Genomic DNA, 26,555 nt, shown 5'->3' with positions numbered 1-26,555 from the left:
CAAAGCGGCAGATTGAATAAAGCCGTTCAGACGGCCTCGATTTCAAAAAACGACTAAATAAAAGACTGATCAATATGGAAAAACTCTGGCTCAAAAGCTACGAACAAGGCGTAAACCCTGAAATCGATATTTCTCAATACAGCTCCATCAGCGACGTATTCCGTCAAAGTGTTGAGAAATTCTCGGATAAACCTGCTTTTCAAAACATGGGCAAAACGCTGACTTATGCCGAAGTGGGTAAGTTGGCGACCGATTTTGCGTCTTACCTGCAAAACGTATTGAAACTGCCGCGCGGCGAGCGTGTGGCGATTATGATGCCGAACGTTTTGCAATATCCGATTGCGCTTTTCGGTATTTTGCAGGCAGGTTTGGTGGCAGTGAATACGAATCCGCTTTATACGCCGCGCGAGTTGGAGCATCAGTTGAAAGACAGCGGCGCGACAACGATTGTCGTGTTGGAGAACTTTGCCAATACGTTGGAGTTGGTGTTGCCGCGTACGCAAATCAAACATGTGATTGTCGCGTCGGTCGGCGAGATGTTCGGCATGATTAAAGGCGCGTTGATGAACTTCGTCATCCGCAAAGTGAAAAAAATGGTGCCGGAATACCGCATTCCCAATACCGTGACTTTTCAGACGGCCTTGAAGCAAGGTGCGGCAAATACGTTCAAACCAGTCGAGTTGACACGCGACGATACTGCCTTGCTGCAATATACAGGCGGCACGACCGGTTTGGCAAAAGGCGCCGTCCTCAGTCACGGCAATATCTGCGCCAATATGTTGCAGGCAAAAGAATGGATTAAAAACAGCCTGAGCGAAGGCAAAGAAAATGTGATCGCCGCTTTGCCGCTGTACCATATTTTTGCGTTGACGATAAACCTGATGATTTTTGCGAATACAGGTTCAAAAATCATCCTGATTACCAACCCGCGCGACATGAAAGGCTTTATTGCTGAATTGAAAAAAGAGCGCATCAGCGTATTTGTCGGCGTCAACACTTTGTTTAATGCGATGGTCAACCGTCCTGATTTTGCCGAAATCGATTTTTCTTCTTTGAAACTGACGGTTGGCGGCGGTATGGCAACGCAAAGAGCCGTGGCGGATAAATGGAAAAAAATTACTGGTACGCCGATTGTGGAAGCTTACGGCTTGACCGAAGCCAGCCCGGGCGTATGTTGTAATCCTTTGAATATCGAAGCTTACAGCGGCGGTATCGGCTTGCCTGTTTCTTCAACCGAGGTCGAATTGCGTGATGCAGACGGCAAAGAAGTGCCTATCGGACAACCGGGCGAATTGTGGGTGCGCGGCCCGCAAGTGATGAAAGGCTATTGGAACCGTCCGGAAGAAACCGCCAAAGCAATCGATGCGCGCGGCTTTTTGGAGACCGGCGACATTGCTGTCATGGATGAAAAAGGCTGGTTGAAGCTGGTGGACCGCAAAAAAGATTTGATTGTGGTATCCGGTTTCAATGTGTATCCGAACGAAATCGAAGAAGTGGTGGCCAGCAACGACAAAGTCTTGGAAGTCGCCTGTATCGGCGTGAAAAGTGAGAAAACCGGCGAAGCGATTAAGGTTTTCGTCGTACGTAAAGATCCGTCTTTGACTAAGGAAGAGCTGATCGATTTCTGCCGTAAAGAACTGACTGCTTATAAAGTGCCGAAAGACATCGAATTCCGCGACGAGTTGCCAAAATCCAACGTTGGCAAAATCCTGCGCCGCGAGCTGCGCTGATTATATAGAATCAGTATGATAAGGCCGTCTGAAAACGCTGTTTTCAGACGGCCTGAAGCTTTTGCCGTTTGCCAGAATATGCTGCTTCAAGTTAAAATCACACATTCCAACATGGGTATCACATCATGACTAAATTTATTTTCGTAACTGGCGGCGTTGTATCTTCTTTGGGTAAAGGTATCGCCGCCGCTTCTATTGCTACTATTCTCGAGTCGCGTGGCTTGAACGTGACCATGCTTAAGCTCGACCCGTATATCAACGTTGACCCGGGTACCATGAGCCCGTTTCAACACGGCGAAGTATTCGTAACCGATGACGGCGCGGAAACCGACCTCGACCTCGGTCACTATGAGCGTTTCATCAACGCCACCATGACCCGCCGCAACAGCTTCAGTACCGGCCAAGTCTATGAAAACGTGATTGCCAAAGAGCGTCGCGGCGACTATTTGGGCGGTACCGTACAAGTGATTCCGCACATTACCGATGAAATTAAACGCCGTATCCATGAAGGCGCGGCCGGTTATGATGTGGCGATTGTCGAAATCGGTGGTACAGTCGGCGATATCGAATCGTTGCCTTTTTTGGAAGCCATCCGCCAAATGCGCAGCCAGCTCGGCCGCAACAATACATTGTTTGCCCACCTGAGCTATGTTCCTTACATTGCCGCCGCCGGCGAAATCAAAACCAAACCGACCCAGCATACCGTTAAAGAAATGTTGAGCATCGGTTTGCAACCTGACATCCTGATCTGCCGTATGGACAGAGAAATGCCTGCGGACGAGCGCCGTAAGATTGCTTTGTTCTGTAACGTTGAAGAACGTGCCATCGTGGGCAGCTACGATGTGGACAGCATCTACGAATGCCCTGAAATGCTGCACAACCAAGGCATCGACAGCATTATTACCGAGCAGTTGCAGCTGAATGTCAAACAAGCCGATTTGACTGAGTGGAAGAAAATCGTTCACGCGATTCAAAATCCGAAACATACCGTCAAAATCGCGATGGTCGGCAAATACGTTGATTTGACCGAGTCCTACAAATCATTGATCGAAGCCCTGAAACACGCGGGTATTCACACTGAAACCGACGTACAAATTACCTTCGTCGACAGCGAAAGCATCGAGAAGGGCAATGGCGACGTTTCCATGCTCAAAGACATGGACGCGATTTTGGTGCCGGGCGGCTTCGGTTCACGCGGCGTGGAAGGCAAAATTGCCGCCGTACGCTATGCGCGTGAAAACAACGTGCCATACTTGGGTATCTGCTTGGGCATGCAAATCGCCCTGATCGAATACGCCCGCGATGTTGCAGGCTTGAAGGGTGCGAACTCTACCGAGTTTGACTTGAAATGTGCCGCGCCTGTCGTAGCCCTGATTGACGAATGGCAAACTGCAGACGGCAGCGTAGAAACCCGCGATGAATCTGCCGATTTGGGCGGCACCATGCGTTTGGGTGCGCAAGAAGTTGACCTCAAACCAGGCAGCCTCGCCGCCAAAATCTACGGCAGCGAACATATCCGCGAACGTCATCGCCACCGCTACGAGGTCAATAATAACTATGTTCCTCAGTTGGAAAAAGCCGGTTTGGTCATCGGCGGCGTATCCGCAGGCCGCGAGCGTTTGGTTGAAACCATCGAATTGCCAAATCATCCTTGGTTCTTCGCGTGTCAGTTCCATCCGGAATTTACTTCCAATCCGCGCAAAGGCCATCCTTTGTTCAGCGCATTTGTAAAAGCCGCTTTGGGTAATAAGAAAGCCTGATTGATGTGATTGAAAAAGCACCCGTTTCCGGGTGCTTTTTTGTTTTCAGACGGCCTTAGAAGTTATTTGTCTTCATTGACTTCGCGCTCGTTCAAAGGTTGTACGAGACGGTTATTTTCGCCGCCGATAATGTCGCGCATGGCTTTAAACTGCGCCGCATCTGCCTGAACCGGGGTTTTTAAGACAACCCAAGTAATGTTTTCGCTGCAAATAGGAAAGGCCGTCTGAAATTGCTTTCAGACGGCCTGTTTTATTTGAAAATGTTGTAAAAAGTCTAAACTCTAATGAATAAAAGTGTCTATCAAGATGAAAGTAGTTGTTTGTAGCGTTGGAAAACATTAATATTGCCAAACGTGTTTTCACGAGATTTTAACTTTGTTTTGGAGAGAATAATGAAAAAATCGATTATCGCTTTGGTTATTGCCGGTTTGCCACTGGCTGCCTCTGCAGAAGTGATTCTGTATGGTCAAATCAAAAGCAGCATGACCGTCGGTCAAGTAAAAATCAAAGGTGATGCAGGTTCTGAAACCAGCTCTACCGCAACCAGCATCAATGACAATACTTCCCGTATCGGTTTCAAAGGCAGCGAGAACTTGGGCGGCAATTTGAAAGCCATTTGGCAAGTTGAACAAAAAACAGCAATCACGGGCGGTTCCCAAGGTTTTGCCACTCGTGATTCCTTCATCGGTTTGCAAGGTAAATTCGGTAAGATTCGCGCCGGTAAACTCAGCAATATGCTGAACGAAATGGATACCATCGATCCATGGATGTACAAAACCAATGCCGCAGGCTTGGGCATCTTTACCCGTACCGGCAACCGCAACGCCGCTGTACGCTACGACAGCCCGGATTTCGGCGGATTCAAATTCAACGTGTCTTACGCACCGCGCGACAACCGCAATCCTTCAGACAAATACACGCACAGCAAACCGGCCAAAGACCAATACACCGGCGGCGTGAGCTTCTCTAAAAACGGCTTTACCGCCAATGCGGCTTACGGCCACTACAATGGCGCGTACACCGACAAATCAGGCAAAGTCAAAGCGGCGCAAATCGCCAAAGTCGAAACTTATTATGATAAAGACAATCTCTTTGTCGGCGGCGGCGTACACTATGCCAAAGGCCATGAGACAGGCAACGAATATTTAGGTTATTTCACCGATGGTTTTAATGAGTACAAGGGTAGTGACATTACTGTCGATTCAGGCAAATCTGAAGCCGTGAAAGTAGTTGATGCAGCGGTAACTGTCGGCTACAAATTGGGCAATGTCACCCCACGCATTACTTACGCGCACGGCTGGCCTGCCAAGGGCGTGAACAGTGGCGAAAAATTGGTGGATAAATTCGACCAAGTCGTTGTCGGCGGCCAATACACCTTCAGCAAACGCACCGGCGTAGTTGCCCAACTGGCGTATCTGAAAGTCGGCAACAAAACCCGTCTGACTGCAGCCAACAAAGGCGGCGTTGAACAAAAAGCCGCTTCTGTGGGCCTGTATCACAAATTCTAAGTCGTCTTGAAAGATAAGGCCGTCTGAAAAATTTCAGACGGCCTTTTTCTTGATTAAAGCGGTTTATTTGTCGTGGTTGGTCAGCGTTGTACCGTGACGGCCGCCGCGTTCTTTCAAACGTTGTACCAAGCCTTCGACCGTTGTCGGCATGCCGTCGATACAGAATGCCTGATACAGTGCGGTGTGTAGGGCGTCGTTGCGGCTGAACGCATTGCCGATCAGCTTCCAATCGCCTTTACGCGGCTCGATCCAGCGGTGGTTTACTGTGTCGCCGTAAGCGAATACTTTGTAAGACGAACGCTTGTCGTTGCTGTAAGTAAAGGACGTACGGGCGCAATAGAGGCCTTCGACGGAGAGGTTGTCGTAGCCTTTGTCGGAGCGCACGTTCAAGACGTAGCGGATGCTGTTGTCAGGCGCAGGCATGATTTGCAGGCTGCTGAGCAGGATTTTGGGCTGCTTGCCGTAGGTTTCGTTAACGTAGAGGTTGAACCAATCGCCCGATTGGGTATCGGGCAGGGGTGGCAACTCGGCTTTGTGTTCTTTAAATTCGCGTGCGGCAACTTCTTCAGGGCTTTCCTGATAACGCGTGTTGGTCAGCGTATCCTTTTGGCTGAAACCCAAAGCAAATGCTTGAGTCGCGGCAAGGCTGAGAGCGAGAAGGGCAAAACGGCGCATAGACAGCTCCAAAGTGAAAAATGGCTTTATTTTATGGGCTTGCAGGGTGGGGTGCAAGTAAGTGCGGTATAATTGACGTTAATTCTGATTAATATGACGAGTTTTTATCATGAATACACAAACTCTGGATGTCATCGGTTTGAAATGCCCGCTGCCGATTTTGCGTGCCAAAAAAGCTTTGGCGCAAATGCAGGAAGGTGAAGTGCTGACCGTATTGGCCACCGATGGCGGCGCGCCCGGCGATTTTGAAGCGTTTTGCCGTCAGACCGGACATGTTTTGTTGGAATCGAGCGAAGCCGACGGCGTGTTCAAGCTGGTGTTGAAGCACAAATAAAGGCCGTCTGAAATGTCTAAAGCCGTTGCGTTGTCTGCCGCCGTATTGGCTGTCTGCCTGAGTGCATGCGGCAATGAAGGCGTTTCGCCGCAGAACGCTGTCGATTATGCCCAAAATGTAACCGACTTGTTCCGCCAAAGCTGCGTGGCCGCAGACGGCGATGCCGCCCTTGTCGGCGAGTTTGCCAATGCTAATAAACTGGTTTTATTGTCGAAAAAAGATATTGCCGATTTGCCTGCCGGAATGATGGATTTGGAGGCATTAAGCATTTGGAAGAAAACGGAAAACGGCGCAGATTATTATTTGAGCCTGACTGAAGACAGTTGTAGTGTACGCACGGCTAAAGCCGACGACCATCTGATTTTTAAACAATTTTTGGCTTTGGCAGAAAATCCGCCGCAAGGTTTGAACGCTGAGTTGCGTGCCGATAATTTGTCGAAAGCCCCGTTGCCTATGCGTCAGATTTCCTACGCATGGCGCGCGTCCGGCAGTCCGAAAGAAACCTTGTTGACTGTCAAAACAACGTCGTCCGAGCATTTTCCGGTACAGGCTGTTTTTTATTTGACCCATCATTCTTACGACAATAAGGCCGCCGTTTTGCCTTAGGCCGGTTGACAATTGAAACATCAAATTAATAGAAACCGTTACCGCCGAATAAAGGCCGTCTGAAATATTATCAAACCAAACCACTCGAAAGTAAGCTATGCAAACCCTGACCATCATCCGCCCCGACGATATGCACTTACACCTGCGCGACGGCGACGCGCTCAAAGCCGTTGCTCCGTACACCGCTCGACAAATGGGCCGCGCGGTTATCATGCCCAACCTGAAGCCGCCTGTCGTCAGCGTTGCCGATGCCCAAGCATACAAAGCGCGCATTATGGCCGCCCTGCCAGAAGGCAGCACCTTCCAGCCGTTGATGACGCTTTATTTGACCGACAATGCCACTCCCGAACTCGTGCGTGAAGCTAAGGCTACCGGTATTGTGGCTTTCAAACTTTATCCGGCAGGCGCGACCACCAATTCTGATTCCGGCGTGACCGACTTGTTTCAGCTGATTCCTGTGTTGGAAGAAATGGCGAAACAGGGCATTTTGTTCTTGGTTCACGGCGAAGTCACCGATCCTGAAATCGATATTTTCGACCGCGAGGCTGCCTTTATCGAGCGCGTGATGAAGCCGGTTTTGGCACAAGTGCCGAATCTTAAAGTCGTGTTTGAACACATCACTACTGCCGAAGCAGCCCGACTGGTATTGGAAGCAGGCGATAATGTGGCCGCGTCCGTGACGCCGCAACACTTGCTGCTCAACCGCAACGACCTTTTGGTCGGCGGCGTGCGCCCTCATCATTTCTGCCTGCCTGTACTTAAACGTGAAACCCACCGTCAGGCTTTGGTTGCTGCCGTTACCGGCGATAAGGCGCACAAATTCTTCCTCGGCACGGACTCTGCGCCACATGCCAAAACTGCCAAAGAAAATGCTTGCGGTTGCGCCGGTATGTTCAGCGCGATGACTGCCATTGAGCTTTATGCCGAAGTGTTTGAGAAAGCAGGCGCGTTGGACAAACTGGAAGCCTTTGCTTCTAAAAACGGCCCGCGTTTCTACGGCCTGCCTGAAAATTCCGATACCATCACATTGCTCAAACAAACGCAAACCGTTCCTGCCAGCGTACCTTACGGCGATGGCGAGCTTGTACCGATGAGGGCCGGCGGCGAGATCGAATGGACGGTGCAATATTAAATTTGCCGTCAATGAGGCATAAAAAGAAACAACCTGCTTGAAAGGGCAGGTTGTTTTTTATTGTCGTTCAGACGGCCTGTTATGGAGAGGGGAAGCACACTAGGCCGTCTGAAAACCGGATTAGAGTGTGTGTTTATTCAGTCAACATGGGTTTCAGCACTTCCCAAGCCTGCGGCAGCTGGGTAAAGCCGTCCGAAGCCATTAAATGGCCGCCTTCGGGAATATGGGTAACAGGGCTTTTGAGTTTAGCTGCCATGTCCAAAGTCAGTTCGGGCGGAACATGGGTGTCGTTGTCGGAAACCAGGCAGTGTTTGGGCATGTCGATTTTGCGCAGGATGTCGAAATCAGGGGACGCTGCTTTAATGTAGGCATCAAGCGCAGGCAGGGGCGGCAGCGTATCGGCAAAACCCGCGGCAAGCAGCAGACCGCCGATTTTTTGCGGCTGTTGTCGGCTGAGGAAGTGAAGGAGGGTAATGCAACCGAGGCTGTGGCCGACTAGGAAGGTATGGGCATCGGGCTTGCCGATGTGCTGGTCAAGGGTAAACTGCCACGCGGTCGTGCTTGGTTTGTCGGGATTGGGCATGGCGAGGGAGATTGCTTGTGCGCCGGTGCTTTTGACTTGGGCGCAAAGCCAGTCAAACCAGTTGCCGTGCGGATTGCCTTCAAAGCCATGTACGATATAAACGCGTCGATTCATGTTTTTCCTCCTTCAGACGGCCTGAGACTTTTGTCTAAATCTCTGCCTATAAGCGTTTATTATACCATGTTTGTTTATGTTTTATTGTTTGCCGTTTGGTAAGGATGGTTGATTAAGCTTTTGTTGTTAAATGATATTTGCAAGAATAGTAAAGCAAACAACACGGCAGGGGCGGATGGCGTTGCCGTGTTGTTCGGGTTTGAAATATATAGGGGCCGTCTGAAAAAACGGTTTAGAAATAGCCTTGCTTTTTGCGCTCTTCCATTGCCGCTTCCGATACGCGGTCGTCCATGCGCGTGGCGCTGCGTTCGGAAATGGTTGCGGCGGCGGTTTCGGCAATGATGTCTTCGGGCGTGGCGGCAGTACTGGCAACCGGGCAGGTGCAGGAAATATCGCCGACGGTGCGGAAACGGACATCGCGGATTTGGGCAACTTCTCCTTCGCGTTTTGGGGTCAACGGGGTAACGGGAACGAGCAGGCCGTTTCGTTCGACAACTTCGCGTTTGTGGGTGTAATAAATCGGCGGCAGGGCGAGTTTTTCGCGTGCGATGTATTGCCAGATGTCCAATTCCGTCCAGTTGGAAATCGGGAACACGCGCATGTTTTCGCCTTGGAACAGGCGTGTATTGTAGAGCGACCATAATTCAGGACGTTGGTTTTTAGGATCCCATTGGCCGAACTCGTCGCGGAAAGAGAAGATGCGTTCTTTGGCACGCGCTTTTTCTTCATCGCGGCGCGCGCCGCCCATCAGCGCATCAAAGCCTTGTTCTTCGATGGTTTCAACCAGTGTAACGGCTTGGGCGGCGTTGCGCGAATCGGTTTCGCGGCGCAAGACGACGCTGCCTTTGCGGATGGATTCTTCTACGCTGCCGACCACAAGTTGTACGCCGGTACGCGCGACTGTGTCGTCGCGGAACCGGATGACTTCGGGGTAGTTGTGGCCGGTATCGACGTGCAGGAGTTTGAACGGCAACTTCAGCGGGCGGCCTTCGATTTGGAAGGCTTTGACAGCCAGCGCCAGCAATACGACGGAGTCTTTACCGCCGGAAAACAGCAAGGCCGGATTTTGGGCATTGGCAATCACTTCGCGGATAATGTAGATGGATTCGGCCTCGAGCCAGTCGAGGTGGTGGTTTTGGATGGACATTTTTTCTCTCTTTGCAACCTTGGCGACAGTCGATACTTTAGTGAGGCCGTCTGAAAAAGGGAAAGAATGGTTTGTTTGTTGCAAAGATGTTTTTGTTATATTGCAAGGCCGTGTTTTTCAGACGGCCTTTGCGCTTTAACTTATTTTTAAACCGATTTCTCTGACGAAGCGCCTGTCTTGGCGTACACTTTGGTCTTTTATAAATGAGAATGGTTTATGTATCACGGCGAGAGATTTAATGCGTACAGCCATTTGGCCGGTTTCTTGTTGGCAGTGGCGGCCTTGGTGCTGATGCTGGTGAAAGCGGTGGAATCGGCGGACGGCTATCGGATTGCCGGTGCACTGACTTACGGAATCTGCCTGCTGCTTTTGTATTTGGGCTCAACCTTATACCACAGTATTCCGCAGCCGAAGGCCAAGGCGATTTTGCAAAAGGTCGATCATTGTATGATTTATCTTTTGATTGCAGGCAGCTATACGCCGTTTACGCTGATTACCCTTCACGGTGGCTGGGGCTGGTCGCTTTTCGGCGTGTCGTGGGGGTTGGCTTTGCTGGGCATTGTTCAGGAGCTGACGATCGGGCGCAAAAGCGAGAAGCGGCTGCTGTCGATGGTGATTTATGTGTTGATGGGCTGGTTGATTGTGGTGGCGGTATGGCCGCTGATACAGTCGCTTTCGGCCGGTGGATTATTTTGGCTGGTGTTGGGCGGCGTATTGTACAGCGTGGGGATTTATTGGTTTATCAACGATACGAAAATCCGCCACGGCCACGGTATCTGGCACTTGTTTGTCTTGGCAGGCAGTTTGACGCAATTTATCAGCATTTATTTTTATGTGTTGTAGTTTCAGACGGCCTGAAATAAAAAAACCTCTCAGTTTGACTGAGAGGTTTTTGTTTGTCGTTAATCAGGGTTTTTGTCGTGGAATTCGTGGAATTCGTAGTTGTAGGTCAGCTCTTTGCCGGCTTTGGTTTGCGCCAGATAATCGTCGTAAACCGCACGGATTTCCTTACGCAGCAGGAAGAGGGCGATTAAGTTCGGTAAGACCATAAAGCCGTTGAACATATCGGACATACTCCAAACCAAATCCACTTTGCCCAAGGTACCTAATACGATGGCCACCAAAACCAGTGCGCGGTAGATGCCCAAGTGTTTGCCGCGGAACAGGAAGCGGATATTGGATTCGCCGAAGTAGTACCAGCCGATGATGGTGGTAAAGGCGAAGAAGGTCAGACAGACGGCGAGCAGTTGCGAACCAAAACCCGGGAAGGCTTTGTTAAAAGCCAGTTGGGTAACCGCCGCGCCGGTTTCGCCGGAAAGGTTGGCATCGGTCAGCAGGATAATCAGCGCGGTTGCCGTGCAAACCATCAGTGTATCGATAAAAATACCGATAAACGCGGCCATACCTTGTTGTACAGGGTGTTTGACGTTGGCGGTCGCATGAGCGTGCGGGGTTGAACCCATACCGGCTTCATTGGAAAACAGGCCGCGTGCCACACCAAAGCGGACGGCCTCGCGCATGCCGATACCGGCCGCACCACCCAATACCGCTTCAGGATTGAAGGCGGCGACAAAGATGCTGTGGAACATCGGGATGATGTGGTCGGAGAATTTGAACAAAATAATTACGGCACACAAGATGTAAATCACCGCCATAAACGGCACGACAAATTGCGCGATACCGGCAATGCGGTTGATACCGCCGATGATGATCAGGCCGGCGAATACCGCCAAAGCAATGCCGACAGCCATCGGAGGAATATCGAAAGCCAAATTCATGGCCGAGGCGATGGAATTGGATTGGGTTGCGTTGCCGATGAAACCCAGCGCGATAATCAAGGCGATGGAGAAAAAGCCGGACAGGAAACGCGCCGCGCCACGGCCGATTTTCGGGGTCAGGCCGTGCGTGATGTAAAACGCAGGGCCGCCGATGTATTTTCCGTGGCTGACCACGCGGTATTTTTGCGCCAAAACGGCTTCTGCAAAAATGGTGGACATGCCCAAAATAGCAGACAACCACATCCAAAAGATGGCACCCGGGCCACCGGCAGTAATCGCAGTGGCGACACCGGCAACGTTACCGGTACCGATTTGCGCAGAAATCGCTACGGCAAGCGCTTGAAATTGAGACAGGGATTTGCCTTCATGGTCTTTGTCTTTTTTGCTGAACAAGCCGCCGAAAACGGATTTGAAACCCGTCCCCAATTTGGTCACTTGCGGCGCGCCCAAGTACAGGGTAAAGAACAGGCCGATACCGATTAAGGCATAAATCAGCAGGTAGTCCCAAAGAACCTGATTGACTGCACCCACCAGAGCAGACAATATTTCTTCCATAATAAAACCTTTAATAAAAACAATAAAAATAAAATGATACGGGTAACTACTCCCACTCATTTTTCGCAGTTGGCAATATCGGCGAGCAGGCCGTTTTGCCATTCGATACCGGTTAAGTTGTTAACAATTTTGACCGATTTTGTCATCATACCGTAAACCTTCGTGAATTAAAACGAAAAACTGACAAAGGTTTGCCGCAAATGTGCTTCTTTATTTAAAAAAGGTTTTTTTGTTTTCAGACGGCCTGTTTTTGCAAATGTTTGGGCCGTCTGAATATTTTGGCTAAAGGCAACTTATGATAAAATGCACGCCTTACAAATGAAGCAAATTCCGCCTCAACGCGTGAAAAAACGAAAGGAATCAATATGGCAGGCCATAGTAAGTGGGCAAATATCCAACACAAAAAAGCCCGACAAGATGCCAAACGCGGCAAAATCTTCACCCGTCTGATTAAAGAAATTACCGTTGCTGCCCGCATGGGTGGCGGCGATCCCGGCGCAAATCCGCGCCTGCGCCTGGCTTTGGAAAAAGCCGCTGAAAACAATATGCCTAAAGACAACGTGCAACGTGCCATCGACAAAGGTACGGGCAATCTGGAAGGCGTGGAATACATCGAGTTGCGTTACGAAGGCTACGGCATTGGCGGCGCGGCTTTGATGGTGGACTGTCTGACCGACAACAAAACCCGTACCGTTGCCGATGTGCGCCATGCGTTCACTAAAAACGGCGGTAACTTGGGTACCGACGGTTGCGTAGCGTTCAACTTCGTTCATCAAGGCTATTTGGTGTTTGAACCGGGCGTTGACGAAGATGCGCTGATGGAAGCGGCTTTGGAAGCCGGTGCGGAAGACGTCATCACCAACGACGACGGTTCCATCGAAGTGGTTACCGCGCCGAACGACTGGGCCGGTGTGAAATCGGCTTTGGAAGCGGCAGGTTACAAATCTGTTGACGGCGACGTTACCATGCGCGCCCAAAACGAAACCGAGTTAAGCGGCGAAGATGCGGTTAAAATGCAAAAACTGATTGACGCATTGGAAGATTTGGATGACGTACAAGACGTTTACACTTCTGCCGTGTTGAATCTGGACTAAACAGTTTAAAGAACAAAAGGCCGTCTGAAATTTCAGACGGCCTTTTTATATCGAAACCAATCAGATTTTTCTGGTTTTCAACCAAGCCCAAAGCAGCAGCAATACCACGAAGCTGAAATACAAAATACTCCATACCGGCAGGGCAACGCCGAATAGATAGTCCGGCTCGGCGCAGTTGCCAAAGCCGCGAACGATGGGTTCAAACCAATCGAACAAAGGCCAGTCGCGTAGGCGGAAAGTCCAAGGTGCGCCGCAAGAAGGGGCGGTGCCGGGCGGCAGGCTTTGCAGCCAAATTTGATAGGCGGCGACACCTGCTCCGTAAACGGCCGGAGCGGCAATCAACAATGCCGAGAGCGAGCGGGCAAATTTGGAAGATTGAGAACTGAATGCCGTAACAATGGCCAACAGCCCGACAGCCAATACGCACAAGCGTTGCAGGATGCACAATACGCACGGGTTCATACCCAAAACGTATTGTGAAATAAAGGAGCCGCAGGCGGCAAATATGGAGAGGACGACTAAAAATAAAACAGTCTTGCGGAAAAAGTTCATAACAGAAAACCTTTCAGACGGCCTGGACGCAAAACAGCCGATCAATAATGTTTACTTTAACACAAAACGCATATGCTTTTTTGGTTTGACGGTTTTTTGCGTATGTTTGTTGATGTTGCGTAACCATAAATATGGAAACAAAAATGTGTTCCATATCGAAAAGGCCGTCTGAAATATTCAGACGGCCTTTAGGGGAGAGACGTTTTATTTTTTCCCGTGAGATTTTTTGACATCTGCTTCAGTAATCGTACCGCCGCCATTGTTGAAGGCGTTCATGATGTAAGTGGCAACGGCGGCAACATCGGCATCATTGATGGCGGTAGCAGGCATAAAGCCGTTGTAGGATTTGCCGTTTACTTTAATTGGGCCGTTGATGCCTTTGGTCATGCTTTGCAACAGCACTTGCGGTTTTTTATTGATATAGTCGGACTGGAATAAAGGCGGGAACATGGCACCCCGGCCTTCGCCTTTTTTACCGTGGCAGGCGGCGCAGTTGGTTTCGTAAATTTTTTGTCCTTTGTTCATCAGCGCGGCATCAGCGGCAAAAGCGGTTGGGATGCTGAGTGCGGTCAGAAGGAGCAGGATAGGGCGGAGTGCAGTCATGATGTGTTCCTTTTTGAGTAGTGTTTTTGATGGCCACACGCTTGGTTTGCGTTTTAATAGCTTGATGATAACGCTAAAGGCCGTCTGAAAGTGAATTTTTCAGACGGCCTTTGGTTTAGGTCAAATCCAGCCTTGCAGATTGGCCCGACTTAATTGTGCAAGTGCGGCAATCCAGTCAGCGGAATCGTTGAGGCATGGGATGTAACGGTATTCTTTGCCTCCTGCGGCGTAGAATTGTTCGCGTCCCATAATGGCGATTTCTTCCATGGTTTCGAGGCAGTCGGCCAAGAAGCCGGGGCAGAATACGTCGAGTTTGGTCGTGCCTTGTTTTGGCAGCTGATCAAACAGGGCTTGCGTGCTGGGCTTGACCCATTGGGATTTACCAAACTGGCTTTGGAAAGAAACGATGTATTCTTGTTCGGACAAGCCTAATGCCTGTGCCAACAGCTTGGCAGTATGGTGGCACTCGTCAGGATAGGGGTCTCCGTCGTCGTGATGCTTTTGCGGAATGCCGTGGAAGCTCAACATCAGTTTTTCACCGCGTCCGTTTTGGGCCCAATAGGCTTCAATATGCTGCTTCATGGCTTGAATATAGGCGGCATCGTCGTAATAACGGGAGACGGTGCGGACGCTCATTTGGTTGCGTTGCAGCAATAACTCTTGAAACACTTTGTCCAAAGCCGCGCCAGTAGAAGAGCCGGCATATTGCGGATAGAGAGGAATGACCAGCAATTTGCCCACGCCTTGGGCTTTGAGTTCCGCCAAAACATCGGCAACGCTTGGGTTGCCGTAAGTCATGGCATGACGGACGGTGACATCAGGCAAATGTTTGGCCAGGGCTTCTGCTTGGCGGTGTGTGTAAACCTCAAGCGGCGAACCTTCTTTAAACCAAACTTTTTCATAGGCATGCGCGCTTTTTTTCGGGCGAAAAGTCAATACCAAGCCGCGCAATATCGGTTGCCATAGGAGCTTGGGCAGTTCGACAACGCGTTGATCGGACAGGAATTCTTTCAAGTAAGGCTTGACTGCGGCAGCAGTGGGCGAGTCAGGCGTGCCGAGGTTGAGCAGCAGGATGGCGGTACGGTTTTGTGCGGTGTAGGCTAAGGGAGGTTCGGTATGGAAACGGGACATGATTTTGCTTTATTAATTAAGAATATTGAGGCCGTCTGAAAAGCAGTTTGAATTAAAACCTGATTTCAGACGGCCTTTAAAAGGATTAATCCACACCGCGGGCGCGGTTTTCATGGAATTGCGCCTGCCAATCGGCAAATTTGCCTTGTTCGATGGCTTCGCGCATTTCGGCCATGATGACCTGGTAGAAGTGCAGATTGTGGATGGTGTTGAGCTGTGCGCCCAAGATTTCGCCGACACGGTGTAGATGGTGCAGGTAGGAGCGGCTGAAATTCTGACAGGCGTAGCAGGTGCAGCTTTCGTCAATCGGACGCTTGTCGAGTTTGTGTTTGGCGTTTTTGATTTTCAAATCGCCAAAACGGGTAAACAGCCAGCCGTTACGCGCATTGCGGGTAGGCATAACGCAGTCGAACATATCCACGCCGTGTGCTACGCCGTATACCAAATCTTCAGGAGTGCCGACGCCCATCAAATAATGAGGTTTGTGTTCCGGCAGGATAGGGCCGACAGCGCGCAACATGCGGTACATTTCGGGCTTGGGTTCGCCAACGGACAAGCCGCCGATGGCCAAGCCGGGGAAGTCGAGTTCTTCCAAGCCTTTCAGCGATTCTTCGCGCAAATCTTCATACATCGCGCCTTGTACAATGCCAAACAGCGCATTCGGGTTTTTCAGGTCTTCAAAAGCCTTTTTGCTTCGTTCCGCCCAGCGCAGGCTCATTTGCAGCGATTTTTGCGCTTGGCTGTGCGTTGCTTCGCCAGGGGTGCATTCGTCCAACTGCATCACAATGTCGGAATTCAATACGGTTTGGATTTTCATCGACACTTCGGGCGAGAGGAACAGTTTGTCGCCATTGATCGGGCTTTGGAATGTACAGCCTTCTTCAGTCAGCTTGCGCATATCGGACAACGAAAATACTTGGAAACCGCCCGAGTCGGTCAAAATCGGCTTATCCCAACCGATAAATTCGTGCAGGCCGCCGAATTGTTCGATGACTTCCAAACCGGGGCGCAGCCATAGATGGTAAGTGTTGCCTAAGATGATTTGTGCTTTGATGTCATGCAGGTTTTGCGGGTTCATCGCTTTGACCGAACCGTAAGTACCGACCGGCATAAATACCGGCGTTTCAATTTTGCCGTGGTTCAGTTCCAAAGTGCCGCGTCGGGCATGACCGTCTTTTTTGTGTAAGGTAAATTTGAGCATAGTAATAATAGATTGGACGTTCGCGTGTGTGCGAAATGAAAGGGCAGATTATAAAGGATTTTTCGTTGGTTGACGGCTGGATTTTATCTTTGTCAAAACAATGCTTCAGACGGCCTGAATGACGGAGGAAATAAAAAATGAGGTATAAATCAAACAAAAATATTCAGGCCGTCTGAAAAGTATTTACAGATGCTTGCAAAAGGGAACACGCTTCGTTACAATAAGCGACTTAGATGAAGGCACATAGCTCAGTTGGTTAGAGCACCACCTTGACATGGTGGGGGTCGTTGGTTCGAGTCCAATTGTGCCTACCAAATTTCCATAACGGCTTTATGCCGTTATTTTTTAATGTTTTGGAGCTTTCTGATGTTGAACATTACCTTGCCGGACGGTTCGGTCCGCCAATATGAATCACCCGTTACCGTGGCGCAAATTGCAGCGTCTATCGGTGCAGGTTTGGCAAAGGCAACGGTAGCGGGCAAGGTTAACGGTAAATTGGTGGATGCTTGCGATCCGATTACCGAAGATGCTCATGTTCAAATCATTACGCCTAAAGACAAAGAGGGCGTGGAAATTATCCGCCACTCCTGCGCGCACTTGGTCGGTCATGCGGTCAAGCAGCTCTACCCTGATGCCAAAATGGTTATCGGCCCGGTTATTGAAGACGGGTTTTATTATGATATCGCAACTGAAAAACCATTTACGCCTGATGATGTGGCCGCTATCGAAGCGCGCATGAAAGAGTTGATTGCACAAGACTATGACGTCATTAAAGTGATGACGCCCCGTGCAGAAACCATCAAAATTTTCCAAGATCGCGGCGAAGAATACAAATTGCGTCTGATTGAAGACATGCCTGAAGTAGAAGCAATGGGTATGTATCATCATCAAGAATACGTCGATATGTGCCGGGGTCCTCACGTTCCCAATACCCGTTTCTTGAAAAACTTTAAGCTGACCAAACTGGCAGGCGCATACTGGCGCGGCGACAGCAATAATGAAATGTTGCAACGTGTTTACGGTACGGCTTGGGCGAGTAAAGACGAATTGAAAGCCTATATCCAACGCATCGAGGAAGCAGAAAAACGCGACCACCGTAAGCTGGGTAAACAATTGGATTTGTTCCACCTGCAAGATGAAGCGCCGGGTATGGTGTTCTGGCATCCTAAAGGCTGGGCTTTGTGGCAAGTGATTGAGCAGCATATGCGCAAAGAGCTGAATGCTGCCGGTTATAAAGAGGTGAAAACGCCTCAGATTATGGATAAAACCTTCTGGGAAAAATCCGGCCACTGGGAAAACTATAAAGACAATATGTTCGTGACCAGTTCTGAAAAACGCGAATACGCGGTTAAACCGATGAACTGTCCGGGTCATGTGCAAATTTTCAATAACGGTTTGCGCTCATATCGCGATTTGCCAATGCGTTTGGCCGAGTTCGGTTCTTGCCACCGCAATGAACCAAGCGGTGCATTGCATGGTCTGATGCGTGTTCGCGGTTTTGTGCAAGATGATGCGCATATTTTCTGTACTGAAGATCAAATCGTTGATGAAGCACGCGCATTCAATGAATTGCTGGTTCGCATTTACAAACAATTCGGCTTCCATGATGTTGCTGTGAAGCTGTCCCTCCGCCCTGAACAACGTGCAGGTTCTGATGAAGTTTGGGATAAAGCCGAACAAGGTCTGCGTGATGCATTGACCGCTTGCGGCGTAGAGTGGGAAGAGCTGCCTGGCGAGGGCGCATTCTATGGTCCTAAGATTGAATACCATGTTAAAGATGCCTTGGGTCGCTCTTGGCAGTGCGGTACCCTGCAGTTGGACTTTGTATTGCCAGAACGCTTGAATGCAGAATATGTAACAGAAAACAACGACCGTGCGCGTCCTGTAATGTTGCACCGTGCTATTTTGGGTTCATTGGAGCGCTTCATCGGTATTTTGATTGAAAACCATGCAGGCTCATTCCCATTGTGGCTTGCGCCGGTTCAAATGGTGATTATGAATATCACCGAGAACCAAGCAGATTATTGTCGCGAAGTGGCTGCCAAGTTACAGGCAGCAGGCTTCCGTGTCGAATTGGATTTGCGTAACGAAAAAATCGGTTACAAAATCCGTGACAACAGCCAATACCGTTTCCCTTATCAAATCGTTGTCGGCGATAAAGAGAAACAAGAAAACAAAGTTGCGGTACGCCGCAAAGCAGAAGACTTGGGTTCTTTGAATGTAGATGATTTTATTGCACAATTGCAGCAAGAAATCACTGACGCCCTCGTCAATCATTAATTTTTATAGGAGTATTCATCATCGCTCAAGAACGCGAAGCACGAATCAATGGTGAAATTACCGCCAAAGAAGTGCGATTAATCAGTGAGTCAGGCGATCAGCTTGGTGTCGTTTCAGTTCGTGAAGCTTTGGCTATGGCCGAAGAGCAAGATGTCGATTTGGTAGAAATTTCCCCGACTGCCAAACCGCCCGTATGCAAACTGATGGATTACGGTAAATACAAATACCAACAAGCCAAAAAGCGCGACGAAGCTAAGAAAAACCAAAAGCAGGTACAAATCAAGGAAATTAAATTCCGTCCGGGTACTGATGAAGGCGACTATCAAATCAAGATGCGCAACATCAACCGCTTCCTTGCCGATGGTGACAAAGTCAAAGTGACATTGCGTTTCCGCGGTCGCGAGATGGCCCACCAACAATTGGGCGCCCAACTGCTTGAACGCGTAAAAGAAGAGTTGGCTGAAGTGGCGCAAATCGAGTCCTTCCCTAAAATGGAAGGCCGCCAAATGGTGATGATGATTGCGCCTAAGAAAAAATAAAGCTATAATGCAAGGCTTATTTCGATTGCCGCTCGGAATAAGGTTTAATTAGCGGCAAAAACCGTGGTATTTTGGGTTCCAAGTGTTTGAAATTTATTTCAAAACCCCTTATACCTTATCTAATAACGAATGGAGTTTTCCAATGCCTAAAATGAAAACCAAGTCTAGCGCGAAAAAACGCTTTAAAGTACTGGGTAACGGTGGTGTAAAACGCGGTCATGCGTTCAAAAGTCACATCCTGACCAAAAAAACCACTAAAACTAAACGTCAATTGCGCGGCACCGCTATGGTGGATTCACGCGATTTGGCTTCTGTTGCTAAAATGTTGCCCTACGCTTAAGGAGTTTAAAATATGCCACGCGTAAAACGCGGTGTTACCGCTCGTGCTCGTCACCAAAAAGTCTTCGCGTTAGCCAAAGGCTACCGCGGTCGTCGTAAAAACGTTTACCGTGTTGCCAAACAAGCGGTAATGAAAGCCGGTCAATACGCATACCGTGACCGTCGCCAACGCAAACGTCAATTCCGTCAACTGTGGATCGTTCGTATCAACGCAGGTGCTCGTGAAAATGGTCTGTCTTACAGCAAATTCATGAACGGCCTGAAACGCGCTGCTATCGAAATCGACCGTAAAGTATTGGCTGATTTGGCTGTATTCGACAAAGCTGCATTTGCACAATTGGTTGAAAAAGCTAAAGCTGCTTTGGCTGCTTAATTCGATAAGATTATTTAAAAAGGAAGCTTGTGCTTCCTTTTTTCTTTTCTTAAAGAAATCCTATGTAGTTGATTTTCTTTCTTTAAACTCTATTTTTTTATACTAATTTGCGATAAAATAAGCCTCTCTTATCAAACGGATTGGCCGCAGTAAGACAAAGGGCCGTCTGAACGGGTTTGAAATCAAATCCAACAGACGGCTTTGTTGTTTCAGACGGCCTGCCATCAACAAACAGACGATAAACTACTATGGAAAATGTAAACCGTATCGTTGCAGAAGGTATTGCCGCTATTGAAGCCGCGCAAGACTTCAATGCCTTAGAACAAATTAAAGCACGCTATCTTGGTAAAACCGGCGAATTGACCGGTCTTTTGAAAACTTTGGGTCAAATGTCTCCTGAAGAGCGTAAAACCATAGGCGCGCACATCAACGAATGCAAAAATCAGTTTCAGACAGCCTTTAATGCCAAACGCGATGCCCTGAATGAAGCCAAGCTGCAAGCCCAATTGGCTGCAGAAGCCTTGGATATTACTTTGCCGGGCCGTGCACAAGAGCATGGAGGTTTGCATCCAGTTACTTTGACTTTGCAACGTGTGGTTGAGCTGTTTCACGGTATGGGTTTCGAAGTGGCGGACGGCCCTGAAATCGAAGACGATTTCCACAATTTCCAAGCCTTGAATATTCCTGCAAATCACCCAGCGCGTGCGATGCAAGATACCTTCTATGTTGAAAACGGCGACGTTTTGCGTACACACACTTCGCCTATTCAAATCCGCTATATGCTCGACAAAAAAGAGCCGCCTATCCGCATTATTGCCCCCGGCCGCGTTTACCGCGTGGACAGTGATGCCACTCACTCTCCTATGTTTCATCAGGCCGAAGGTTTGTGGGTGGAAGAGGGTGTCACTTTTGCCGATTTGAAAGCAGTGTTCACTGACTTTATCCGTCGCTTCTTTGAACGCGATGACCTGCAAGTGCGTTTCCGTCCGTCTTTCTTCCCGTTCACCGAGCCTTCTGCCGAAATCGACATTATGGGCGAAAACGGTAAATGGTTGGAAGTCGGCGGCTGCGGTATGGTACATCCTAACGTGTTGAAAAATGTGAATATCGACCCTGAAAAATATACCGGTTTCGCTTTCGGTATCGGTCTCGACCGCTTTGCCATGTTACGCTACAACGTCAATGACCTGCGCTTGTTCTTCGATAACGATTTGAACTTCTTGAAGCAGTTCAAATAAATTTCAGATGGTCTTTTGATAGGCCGTCTGAAAAAGTGAATAGATATTACTGATTTCGTCTGATAAAAATTTGTTTCAGACGGCTTGATAGTAGAGAAAATAATATGCAATTTCCTTATTCATGGCTGAAAACCCAAGCCAATCCTGATCTTTCTGCCGATAAACTGGAACATCTTTTGACCATGGCCGGTTTGGAAGTGGAAGAAATCGATACTGCCGCCCCTGCTTTCAGTGGCGTGGTTGTTGCCGAAGTAAAATCTGTTGAAAAGCATCCTGATGCAGACCGTTTGAACGTTACCCAAGTTGATGCCGGTACGGGCGAGTTGGTTCAGATTGTTTGTGGTGCACCGAATGTCAAGCCGGGTATTAAAGTGCCGTGTTCGTTGCCGGGTGCCGTTTTGCCGGGCAATTTCAAAATTAAGCCGACTAAAATGCGCGGCGTACCATCAAACGGTATGCTGTGTTCGACCAATGAATTGGGTTTGCCTGATGATGGTGTAGATGGTCTGCACATTCTGCCCGAAGATGCGCCTGTCGGTACCAACATCCGCGAATACTTGGATTTGGACGATACGCTGTTTACGTTGAAAATTACGCCTAACCGCGCTGATTGCTTGAGCGTTAAGGGTATTGCGCGTGAGGTTTCTGCGTTGACTCAATGTGCGTTTAGGCCTGTTGAAATTCAGACGGCCTCTATCGGCAGTGAGAAAAAACAGGCTGTCCGTATTGACGCACCGGCCGACTGCGGCCGTTTTATCAGTCGCGTTATTGAAAATGTCAATGCGAAAGCGGCTACTCCCGATTGGATGAAACAACGTTTGGAACGCAGCGGTATCCGCAGCATTTCCGCATTGGTGGACATCGGCAACTATGTGATGCTGGAAATCGGTCAGCCGATGCATGTTTTCGATGCTGACAAGCTGTCAGGCAGTTTGATTGTCCGCCGTGCTCAAAATGGCGAGACTTTGGCGTGTCTGAACGAGAAGACCGTTACTTTGGCTGACAATACACTGGTGGTCGCTGATGAAAAAGGTGTGTTGAGCTTGGCCGGTCTGATGGGCGGCGAGGCAAGTGCGGTTTCTGATGAGACGCAAAATATTGTATTGGAAGCGGCTTGGTTTGCTCCGGAGATTATTGCGGGTAAATCCCGTCAATACGGTTTTGGTTCGGATTCTTCTTTCCGTTTTGAGCGTGGTGTGGATTACTGCTTGCAAGCTGATGCCATTGAGCGTGCTACCGAATTGGTGTTGCAGATTTGTGGTGGCGCAGCCGGTGAAATGGTTGAAGCACAAGGTAAATTGCCTGAGACAAAACAGGTCGAATTGCGTTTAGGCCGTCTGAAAACGGTATTGGGCGTTGAAATCCCTGCCGAGCAAGTCGAAATTATCTTGCAACACTTGGGTTTGCAGCCTGATAAAATTGCAGAAGGCTTCCGTGTTATTTCTCCTAGCTTCCGTTTCGATATCGAAATCGAAGCCGATTTGATTGAAGAAATCGGCCGCGTTTACGGTTATGAAAATATTCCTGACGACTATACTTCAGGCCGTCTGAAAATGTTGGCTCTGCCTGAAACCAAACGCCCGCGTTTTGCGGTTTATAACGAAATGGCGGCACGCGGTTACCGCGAAGTGGTCAGCTATGCGTTTGTGGATGAGCAATGGGAGCAAGACTTTGCTGCCAATATCCATCCTATCCGCCTGCAAAATCCGTTGGCGGCGCAGTATGCCGTCATGCGTTCTACGCTTATCGGCGGTTTGGTGGAAGTTTTGCAAAACAATTTGAACCGTAAGCAAAACCGTGTACGCGTATTTGAAATTGCCCGCGTGTTCCGCAAAGATTCAGCTGATCAATTTGTTCAAAACGAACGTATCGGCGGTTTGTGGTATGGCTCCGTGTTGCCTGAGCAATGGGGCGAGAAAACTCGCAACGTAGATTTCTACGATATGAAAGCCGATGTTGAGAGCCTTTTGAAAAACAAAGAAGTATCCTTTGTGAAGACCGAACATCCGGCATTGCATCCTGGACGTGCCGCCAATATTGTTTCAGACGGCAAAGTAGTTGGTTTTGTTGGTGAGTTGCATCCGAAATGGCTGCAAAAATATGATTTGCCACAAGCGCCGCTGGTGTTTGAAATCGATATGGATGCGGTATTGGGTCGTGAGAAAACCCGTTATCAGACCGTATCCAAATTCCAGCCTGCACGCCGAGATTTGGCATTTGTAATGCCTGAAGCTGTAACGCATGATGATTTGTTAAATGCCCTGAAAGCGGCAGCGAACAAGCTGGTTCAAGAAATCAGTGTATTTGACGTTTACCGCGGTACAGGCGTGTCTGAAGGCATGAAGAGCGTTGCCGTCAAAATTATTTTGCAGGATATGGAAAGCACGCTGACAGATGAAGTCATCGAGCCTTTGGTTGCGAAAATGATTAAAGCCGCGGCCGAAAAAGATGCGCAACTTCGTGCTTAAAACAAGATAAAAGTTGTCGCCAAAAATCGCCAATCATATTTGATTTTTTGGTGAGGACTTGATTTTTAAAAGAATTTTGGTAATAATTGCACCAGTTTGAATGAAGGTAAACACATGACACTAACTAAAGCAGAATTGGCCGATATTTTGGTCGACAAAGTCAGCAACGTCACCAAAAATGATGCCAAAGAAATCGTCGAGCTCTTTTTTGAAGAAATCCGCAGCACTTTGGCGCGTGGTGAAGAAATTAAAATTTCCGGTTTCGGCAATTTCCAATTGCGCGACAAACCTCAACGCCCGGGCCGTAACCCTAAAACCGGCGAAGAAGTGCCGATTACCGCACGCCGTGTGGTAACTTTCCATGCCAGCCAAAAACTTAAAGGCATGGTGGAGCATTACTATGACAAACAACAATAACCCGGTTATTCCTGCCAAGCGTTATTTTACGTTGGATGAGATGTGCCAATTGGTGCAAATCAGTCCGGCTCAGTTTGCCCAATGGCAACATGAAAATAATGTTGTGATTGGATACGGTGGCGATCGATATACGCGCTCAGATGTCGTTAAGTTGTTGAAACTGAAAGATACGTTTGAACCGTATATCGATACATTCAGCCGTGGCGCTTTGGATGCAAACGGCAATCCTGCCGCCAATGCAGAAGAAGTCCGTCATGGTCTGGTGCAGATTTTGTCTGATTTGGAGCGTCATCTGGGTTCTGAACAACAAAACCACCATGTCGAGCCGTAATCGATAAGGAAATTGTGATCAAAAGTGCGAAGGCATACAAAGATTTGCATGATTGATTATTGTAAAGGCTGTTTGAATTGTTTTCAGACGGCCTTTATTGTTTTATATTGCTTTCAAAATATCAGAATCTTGATTGCAAATGATTCTATGAAATAGCCGTAAATGTTATACTTAGCCTCTTGTTTGCCGATTGGGAAAAGCGGCCATTTGTTTTTTGCGGCAGACTAAATTTTTTACAATAAATGTAACGGCAGAATAGATTAGGCTGTCGGACAACATTCAAATCGATGAAATGGATAGCAGAAAATGAGCAGAATCCAACAAACTTTTTCAGCGCTCAATGGCGCAAAAGCACTGATTCCTTATATTACGGTGGGTGATCCCAACCTTGAGACGACCTTGGCATTGATGCACAGCCTGGTGGCTAACGGTGCCGATATTTTGGAACTGGGTGTGCCGTTTTCTGACCCGATGGCGGATGGTCCGACCATTCAGCGTGCGGCCGAAAGGGCGTTGGCAAATCATGTTTCTTTGCACGACGTATTGGAAACAGTACGCTTGTTCCGCAAAACCAATGATAAAACGCCGGTTGTCTTGATGGGCTATTTGAACCCAGTACATAAAATGGGTTATCAAGCGTTTGCACAAGCGGCTGCCGAAGCAGGCGTAGATGGTGTGTTGACCGTGGATTCTCCGGTAGAAACCATTGCGCCTTTGCATGAATCGTTGAAAGCGCAAGGTATTGATTGTATTTTCCTTATTGCGCCAACGACAACTGAAGAGCGTATTCAAACGATTGCCAAAGTAGCCGGCGGTTTTGTGTATTATGTATCGCTCAAAGGCGTGACCGGTGCAGCAAGTTTGGATACTGAAGAAGTTTCGCGTAAAATAGAGCTTTTGCGCAAATACATTGATATTCCGATTGGTGTCGGCTTCGGCATCAATAATGCGGAGAGCGCGCGTAAGATTGGAGCGGTGGCGGATGCCGTTATTGTCGGCAGCCGTATCGTCAAAGAGATTGAAAGTCACGCGGGTAGCGAGGCTGAGGCAGTAGGCGCGTTAGTTAAAGAGTTGAAAGACGCAATTCGCTAAATTTTTCCATTCCATTGTTTCAGACGGCCTTACGTTCAACTGGCTGACTGAATTCTGAATCCTAAGGAGTCATTCATGAGCTGGCTAGATAAAATTCTTCCTCCGAAAATTAAAAACCGAAGCAGTTCGTCCAGCGTTCCTGAAGGTCTGTGGCACAAATGTCCGTCTTGTTCGGCAACGGTTTACTCAACCGAGTTGAAACAAAACAGCGAAGTCTGCCCAAAATGTAATCATCACAATCCGCTTTCTGCGCGCGAACGTTTGGACCTGCTTTTGGATGAAGAAGGCCGTGAAGAGATTGCAGCCAATATTAAACCGACAGACCCGCTGAAATTTAAAGACAGCAAAAAATATCCGGACCGCCTTACTGCTGCGCGTAAAGCAACCGGCGAGGACGATGCTTTGGTTGTTATGAAAGGCACCATGAACGGCCTGCCTGTCGTGGTGGCTGCATTTGAATTCCGCTTTATCGGCGGCTCCATGGGTTCGGTCGTGGGTGAGCGTTTCGTGCAGGGTGTGCGCCGTGCTGTTGCAGATAATTGTTCGTTTATTTGCGTGGCGGCTTCCGGTGGTGCGCGTATGCAGGAAGGTTTGAACTCTTTGATGCAGATGACGAAAACCAGCGCGGCTTTGCATTTGCTGACTGAAAAACGTCTGCCGTTTATTTCCGTATTGACCGACCCGACCATGGGCGGCGTATCTGCCAGCTTTGCCTTCTTGGGCGATGTGGTTTTGGCAGAACCGAATGCTCTGATTGGTTTTGCAGGTCCACGCGTTATTGAGCAGACTGTACGTGAAACCTTGCCGGAAGGTTTCCAACGTGCAGAATTCTTGTTGGAGAAGGGCGCAATCGACCAAATCGTCGATCGCCGTTCCATGAAAAAACGTATCAGCGATTTGATTACTTTGTTGCGTCATGAGAGCAAAGTAACTGCTGCTTGATTGGCACAATAAGAAAGGCCGTCTGAAAATAAT

27 protein-coding genes and 1 tRNA gene are annotated in these 26,555 nt (G+C 48.8%); 19 read left to right on the top strand and 9 right to left on the bottom strand.

Features of this window, described 5'->3' with window-relative positions; all coding sequences use genetic code 11:
• Window positions 1-74 precede the first annotated feature (74 nt).
• Window positions 75-1,730 (top strand): AMP-binding protein, encoded by a 1,656-nt coding sequence (locus ACTHRE_RS03050; protein ID WP_293203683.1) that lies wholly within the window; start codon window positions 75-77, stop codon window positions 1,728-1,730.
• Between the two features lie 125 nt (window positions 1,731-1,855).
• Complete coding sequence (locus tag ACTHRE_RS03045; RefSeq protein ID WP_004519451.1) at window positions 1,856-3,490, top strand: CTP synthase; 1,635 nt, start codon at window positions 1,856-1,858, stop codon at window positions 3,488-3,490.
• Window positions 3,491-3,552: 62 nt separating this feature from the next.
• On the opposite strand, the gene ACTHRE_RS03040 is transcribed toward ACTHRE_RS03045, so the two are convergent.
• Window positions 3,553-3,687, bottom strand: a complete 135-nt coding sequence (locus ACTHRE_RS03040) for a hypothetical protein (RefSeq protein WP_440344850.1) — start codon at window positions 3,685-3,687, stop codon at window positions 3,553-3,555.
• 195 nt (window positions 3,688-3,882) lie between these two features.
• Between ACTHRE_RS03040 and ACTHRE_RS03035 the strand changes: the two genes are divergently transcribed.
• Window positions 3,883-4,998: a porin gene (locus ACTHRE_RS03035; protein WP_440344819.1), complete on the top strand. Its 1,116-nt coding sequence runs from the start codon at window positions 3,883-3,885 to the stop codon at window positions 4,996-4,998.
• A 63-nt stretch (window positions 4,999-5,061) separates the two neighbouring features.
• On the opposite strand, the gene ACTHRE_RS03030 is transcribed toward ACTHRE_RS03035, so the two are convergent.
• Window positions 5,062-5,673: a CNP1-like family protein gene (locus ACTHRE_RS03030; protein WP_070461427.1), complete on the bottom strand. Its 612-nt coding sequence runs from the start codon at window positions 5,671-5,673 to the stop codon at window positions 5,062-5,064.
• Between the two features lie 109 nt (window positions 5,674-5,782).
• Here ACTHRE_RS03030 and ACTHRE_RS03025 point away from each other — a divergent pair, with 109 nt between their 5' ends.
• The 3 genes from ACTHRE_RS03025 (at window position 5,783) to pyrC (ending at window position 7,745) form a co-directional block, all read left to right on the top strand.
• Window positions 5,783-6,007, top strand: a complete 225-nt coding sequence (locus ACTHRE_RS03025; RefSeq protein ID WP_003681929.1) for a sulfurtransferase TusA family protein — start codon at window positions 5,783-5,785, stop codon at window positions 6,005-6,007.
• A gap of 12 nt (window positions 6,008-6,019) precedes the next feature.
• On the top strand, window positions 6,020-6,613 hold the full coding sequence (locus tag ACTHRE_RS03020) for an NMCC_0638 family (lipo)protein (RefSeq protein ID WP_377072230.1): 594 nt from the start codon (window positions 6,020-6,022) through the stop codon (window positions 6,611-6,613).
• Window positions 6,614-6,710: 97 nt separating this feature from the next.
• Window positions 6,711-7,745, top strand: a complete 1,035-nt coding sequence (gene pyrC, locus ACTHRE_RS03015) for a dihydroorotase (protein WP_377072232.1) — start codon at window positions 6,711-6,713, stop codon at window positions 7,743-7,745.
• Between the two features lie 133 nt (window positions 7,746-7,878).
• Here pyrC and ACTHRE_RS03010 read toward each other — a convergent pair whose 3' ends face one another.
• Together ACTHRE_RS03010 and cysD are read right to left on the bottom strand one after the other, a co-directional pair.
• Complete coding sequence (locus ACTHRE_RS03010; protein ID WP_296185374.1) at window positions 7,879-8,442, bottom strand: RBBP9/YdeN family alpha/beta hydrolase; 564 nt, start codon at window positions 8,440-8,442, stop codon at window positions 7,879-7,881.
• Window positions 8,443-8,674: 232 nt separating this feature from the next.
• A complete protein-coding gene (gene cysD / locus ACTHRE_RS03005) occupies window positions 8,675-9,673 on the bottom strand; it encodes a sulfate adenylyltransferase subunit CysD (protein WP_315038700.1) in 999 nt (332 codons plus the stop codon).
• A gap of 132 nt (window positions 9,674-9,805) precedes the next feature.
• Here cysD and trhA point away from each other — a divergent pair, with 132 nt between their 5' ends.
• A complete protein-coding gene (gene trhA, locus ACTHRE_RS03000) occupies window positions 9,806-10,432 on the top strand; it encodes a PAQR family membrane homeostasis protein TrhA (RefSeq protein ID WP_003745948.1) in 627 nt (208 codons plus the stop codon).
• Between the two features lie 59 nt (window positions 10,433-10,491).
• On the opposite strand, the gene ACTHRE_RS02995 is transcribed toward trhA, so the two are convergent.
• Window positions 10,492-11,922, bottom strand: coding sequence for an alanine/glycine:cation symporter family protein (locus ACTHRE_RS02995; RefSeq protein WP_377072235.1), 1,431 nt, complete (start codon window positions 11,920-11,922; stop codon window positions 10,492-10,494).
• A 365-nt stretch (window positions 11,923-12,287) separates the two neighbouring features.
• Between ACTHRE_RS02995 and ACTHRE_RS02990 the strand changes: the two genes are divergently transcribed.
• A complete protein-coding gene (locus ACTHRE_RS02990) occupies window positions 12,288-13,016 on the top strand; it encodes a YebC/PmpR family DNA-binding transcriptional regulator (RefSeq protein ID WP_300481257.1) in 729 nt (242 codons plus the stop codon).
• A 60-nt stretch (window positions 13,017-13,076) separates the two neighbouring features.
• Here ACTHRE_RS02990 and ACTHRE_RS02985 read toward each other — a convergent pair whose 3' ends face one another.
• The 4 genes from ACTHRE_RS02985 to tgt all read right to left on the bottom strand — a co-directional run bounded on the left by ACTHRE_RS02985 (window position 13,077) and on the right by tgt (window position 16,503).
• Entirely contained in the window at window positions 13,077-13,568 is a 492-nt protein-coding gene (locus ACTHRE_RS02985) for a disulfide bond formation protein B (protein WP_039864291.1), read from the bottom strand.
• A gap of 204 nt (window positions 13,569-13,772) precedes the next feature.
• Window positions 13,773-14,171, bottom strand: coding sequence for a c-type cytochrome (locus ACTHRE_RS02980; protein ID WP_070814419.1), 399 nt, complete (start codon window positions 14,169-14,171; stop codon window positions 13,773-13,775).
• A 120-nt stretch (window positions 14,172-14,291) separates the two neighbouring features.
• Window positions 14,292-15,302: a ferrochelatase gene (gene hemH, locus ACTHRE_RS02975; RefSeq protein WP_377072237.1), complete on the bottom strand. Its 1,011-nt coding sequence runs from the start codon at window positions 15,300-15,302 to the stop codon at window positions 14,292-14,294.
• 85 nt (window positions 15,303-15,387) lie between these two features.
• Window positions 15,388-16,503, bottom strand: coding sequence for a tRNA guanosine(34) transglycosylase Tgt (tgt, locus tag ACTHRE_RS02970; RefSeq protein WP_003745960.1), 1,116 nt, complete (start codon window positions 16,501-16,503; stop codon window positions 15,388-15,390).
• A 237-nt stretch (window positions 16,504-16,740) separates the two neighbouring features.
• On the opposite strand from tgt, the gene ACTHRE_RS02965 reads away from it, so the two are divergent.
• The 11 genes from ACTHRE_RS02965 (at window position 16,741) to accD (ending at window position 26,522) form a co-directional block, all read left to right on the top strand.
• Window positions 16,741-16,817, top strand: a tRNA-Val gene (locus ACTHRE_RS02965).
• Between the two features lie 52 nt (window positions 16,818-16,869).
• Window positions 16,870-18,783, top strand: coding sequence for a threonine--tRNA ligase (gene thrS / locus ACTHRE_RS02960; protein ID WP_285070452.1), 1,914 nt, complete (start codon window positions 16,870-16,872; stop codon window positions 18,781-18,783).
• Window positions 18,784-18,800: 17 nt separating this feature from the next.
• On the top strand, window positions 18,801-19,322 hold the full coding sequence (gene infC / locus ACTHRE_RS02955; protein WP_079453677.1) for a translation initiation factor IF-3: 522 nt from the start codon (window positions 18,801-18,803) through the stop codon (window positions 19,320-19,322).
• Window positions 19,323-19,464: 142 nt separating this feature from the next.
• Window positions 19,465-19,662: a 50S ribosomal protein L35 gene (rpmI, locus tag ACTHRE_RS02950; RefSeq protein ID WP_003675505.1), complete on the top strand. Its 198-nt coding sequence runs from the start codon at window positions 19,465-19,467 to the stop codon at window positions 19,660-19,662.
• Window positions 19,663-19,674: 12 nt separating this feature from the next.
• Window positions 19,675-20,034 carry a 50S ribosomal protein L20 gene (gene rplT / locus ACTHRE_RS02945; protein ID WP_003675502.1) on the top strand — a complete coding sequence of 120 codons (360 nt, stop codon included), beginning with the start codon at window positions 19,675-19,677 and terminating at the stop codon, window positions 20,032-20,034.
• Between the two features lie 248 nt (window positions 20,035-20,282).
• Complete coding sequence (pheS, locus tag ACTHRE_RS02940) at window positions 20,283-21,272, top strand: phenylalanine--tRNA ligase subunit alpha (protein ID WP_003683075.1); 990 nt, start codon at window positions 20,283-20,285, stop codon at window positions 21,270-21,272.
• A 104-nt stretch (window positions 21,273-21,376) separates the two neighbouring features.
• Complete coding sequence (pheT, locus tag ACTHRE_RS02935) at window positions 21,377-23,740, top strand: phenylalanine--tRNA ligase subunit beta (RefSeq protein WP_377072240.1); 2,364 nt, start codon at window positions 21,377-21,379, stop codon at window positions 23,738-23,740.
• Window positions 23,741-23,854: 114 nt separating this feature from the next.
• The gene (locus tag ACTHRE_RS02930) at window positions 23,855-24,157 is read left to right on the top strand and encodes an integration host factor subunit alpha (RefSeq protein WP_003680933.1); all 303 of its coding nucleotides are present in this window, start codon (window positions 23,855-23,857) and stop codon (window positions 24,155-24,157) included.
• Window positions 24,141-24,488: a hypothetical protein gene (locus ACTHRE_RS02925; protein ID WP_070823468.1), complete on the top strand. Its 348-nt coding sequence runs from the start codon at window positions 24,141-24,143 to the stop codon at window positions 24,486-24,488. The genes ACTHRE_RS02930 and ACTHRE_RS02925 overlap by 17 nt, the downstream gene beginning before the upstream one ends.
• 306 nt (window positions 24,489-24,794) lie before the next feature.
• Window positions 24,795-25,580: a tryptophan synthase subunit alpha gene (gene trpA, locus ACTHRE_RS02920; protein WP_377072243.1), complete on the top strand. Its 786-nt coding sequence runs from the start codon at window positions 24,795-24,797 to the stop codon at window positions 25,578-25,580.
• Between the two features lie 75 nt (window positions 25,581-25,655).
• Window positions 25,656-26,522 carry an acetyl-CoA carboxylase, carboxyltransferase subunit beta gene (gene accD / locus ACTHRE_RS02915; protein WP_070585790.1) on the top strand — a complete coding sequence of 289 codons (867 nt, stop codon included), beginning with the start codon at window positions 25,656-25,658 and terminating at the stop codon, window positions 26,520-26,522.
• Window positions 26,523-26,555: the final 33 nt, after the last annotated feature.

Source organism: Neisseria sp. P0001.S007, from assembly GCF_051963655.1.
Taxonomy (GTDB): Bacteria; Pseudomonadota; Gammaproteobacteria; order Burkholderiales; family Neisseriaceae; genus Neisseria; species Neisseria subflava_A.
The sequence above is the reverse complement of the archived record's forward strand: the minus strand, read 5'-3'. Positions and strand labels throughout refer to the sequence as shown.

Bases quoted from the DNA above. Each gene is read 5' to 3' on its own strand.
- ACTHRE_RS03050 (WP_293203683.1), top strand. From the start codon at position 75: ATGGAAAAACTCTGGCTCAAAAGCTACGAACAAGGCGTAAACCCTGAA.
- ACTHRE_RS03045 (WP_004519451.1), top strand. From the start codon at position 1,856: ATGACTAAATTTATTTTCGTAACTGGCGGCGTTGTATCTTCTTTGGGT.
- ACTHRE_RS03035 (WP_440344819.1), top strand. From the start codon at position 3,883: ATGAAAAAATCGATTATCGCTTTGGTTATTGCCGGTTTGCCACTGGCT.
- ACTHRE_RS03030 (WP_070461427.1), bottom strand. From the start codon at position 5,673: ATGCGCCGTTTTGCCCTTCTCGCTCTCAGCCTTGCCGCGACTCAAGCA.
- ACTHRE_RS03025 (WP_003681929.1), top strand. From the start codon at position 5,783: ATGAATACACAAACTCTGGATGTCATCGGTTTGAAATGCCCGCTGCCG.
- ACTHRE_RS03020 (WP_377072230.1), top strand. From the start codon at position 6,020: ATGTCTAAAGCCGTTGCGTTGTCTGCCGCCGTATTGGCTGTCTGCCTG.
- pyrC (WP_377072232.1), top strand. From the start codon at position 6,711: ATGCAAACCCTGACCATCATCCGCCCCGACGATATGCACTTACACCTG.
- ACTHRE_RS03010 (WP_296185374.1), bottom strand. From the start codon at position 8,442: ATGAATCGACGCGTTTATATCGTACATGGCTTTGAAGGCAATCCGCAC.
- trhA (WP_003745948.1), top strand. From the start codon at position 9,806: ATGTATCACGGCGAGAGATTTAATGCGTACAGCCATTTGGCCGGTTTC.
- ACTHRE_RS02995 (WP_377072235.1), bottom strand. From the start codon at position 11,922: ATGGAAGAAATATTGTCTGCTCTGGTGGGTGCAGTCAATCAGGTTCTT.
- ACTHRE_RS02990 (WP_300481257.1), top strand. From the start codon at position 12,288: ATGGCAGGCCATAGTAAGTGGGCAAATATCCAACACAAAAAAGCCCGA.
- ACTHRE_RS02985 (WP_039864291.1), bottom strand. From the start codon at position 13,568: ATGAACTTTTTCCGCAAGACTGTTTTATTTTTAGTCGTCCTCTCCATA.
- ACTHRE_RS02980 (WP_070814419.1), bottom strand. From the start codon at position 14,171: ATGACTGCACTCCGCCCTATCCTGCTCCTTCTGACCGCACTCAGCATC.
- hemH (WP_377072237.1), bottom strand. From the start codon at position 15,302: ATGTCCCGTTTCCATACCGAACCTCCCTTAGCCTACACCGCACAAAAC.
- tgt (WP_003745960.1), bottom strand. From the start codon at position 16,503: ATGCTCAAATTTACCTTACACAAAAAAGACGGTCATGCCCGACGCGGC.
- thrS (WP_285070452.1), top strand. From the start codon at position 16,870: ATGTTGAACATTACCTTGCCGGACGGTTCGGTCCGCCAATATGAATCA.
- rpmI (WP_003675505.1), top strand. From the start codon at position 19,465: ATGCCTAAAATGAAAACCAAGTCTAGCGCGAAAAAACGCTTTAAAGTA.
- rplT (WP_003675502.1), top strand. From the start codon at position 19,675: ATGCCACGCGTAAAACGCGGTGTTACCGCTCGTGCTCGTCACCAAAAA.
- pheS (WP_003683075.1), top strand. From the start codon at position 20,283: ATGGAAAATGTAAACCGTATCGTTGCAGAAGGTATTGCCGCTATTGAA.
- pheT (WP_377072240.1), top strand. From the start codon at position 21,377: ATGCAATTTCCTTATTCATGGCTGAAAACCCAAGCCAATCCTGATCTT.
- ACTHRE_RS02930 (WP_003680933.1), top strand. From the start codon at position 23,855: ATGACACTAACTAAAGCAGAATTGGCCGATATTTTGGTCGACAAAGTC.
- ACTHRE_RS02925 (WP_070823468.1), top strand. From the start codon at position 24,141: ATGACAAACAACAATAACCCGGTTATTCCTGCCAAGCGTTATTTTACG.
- trpA (WP_377072243.1), top strand. From the start codon at position 24,795: ATGAGCAGAATCCAACAAACTTTTTCAGCGCTCAATGGCGCAAAAGCA.
- accD (WP_070585790.1), top strand. From the start codon at position 25,656: ATGAGCTGGCTAGATAAAATTCTTCCTCCGAAAATTAAAAACCGAAGC.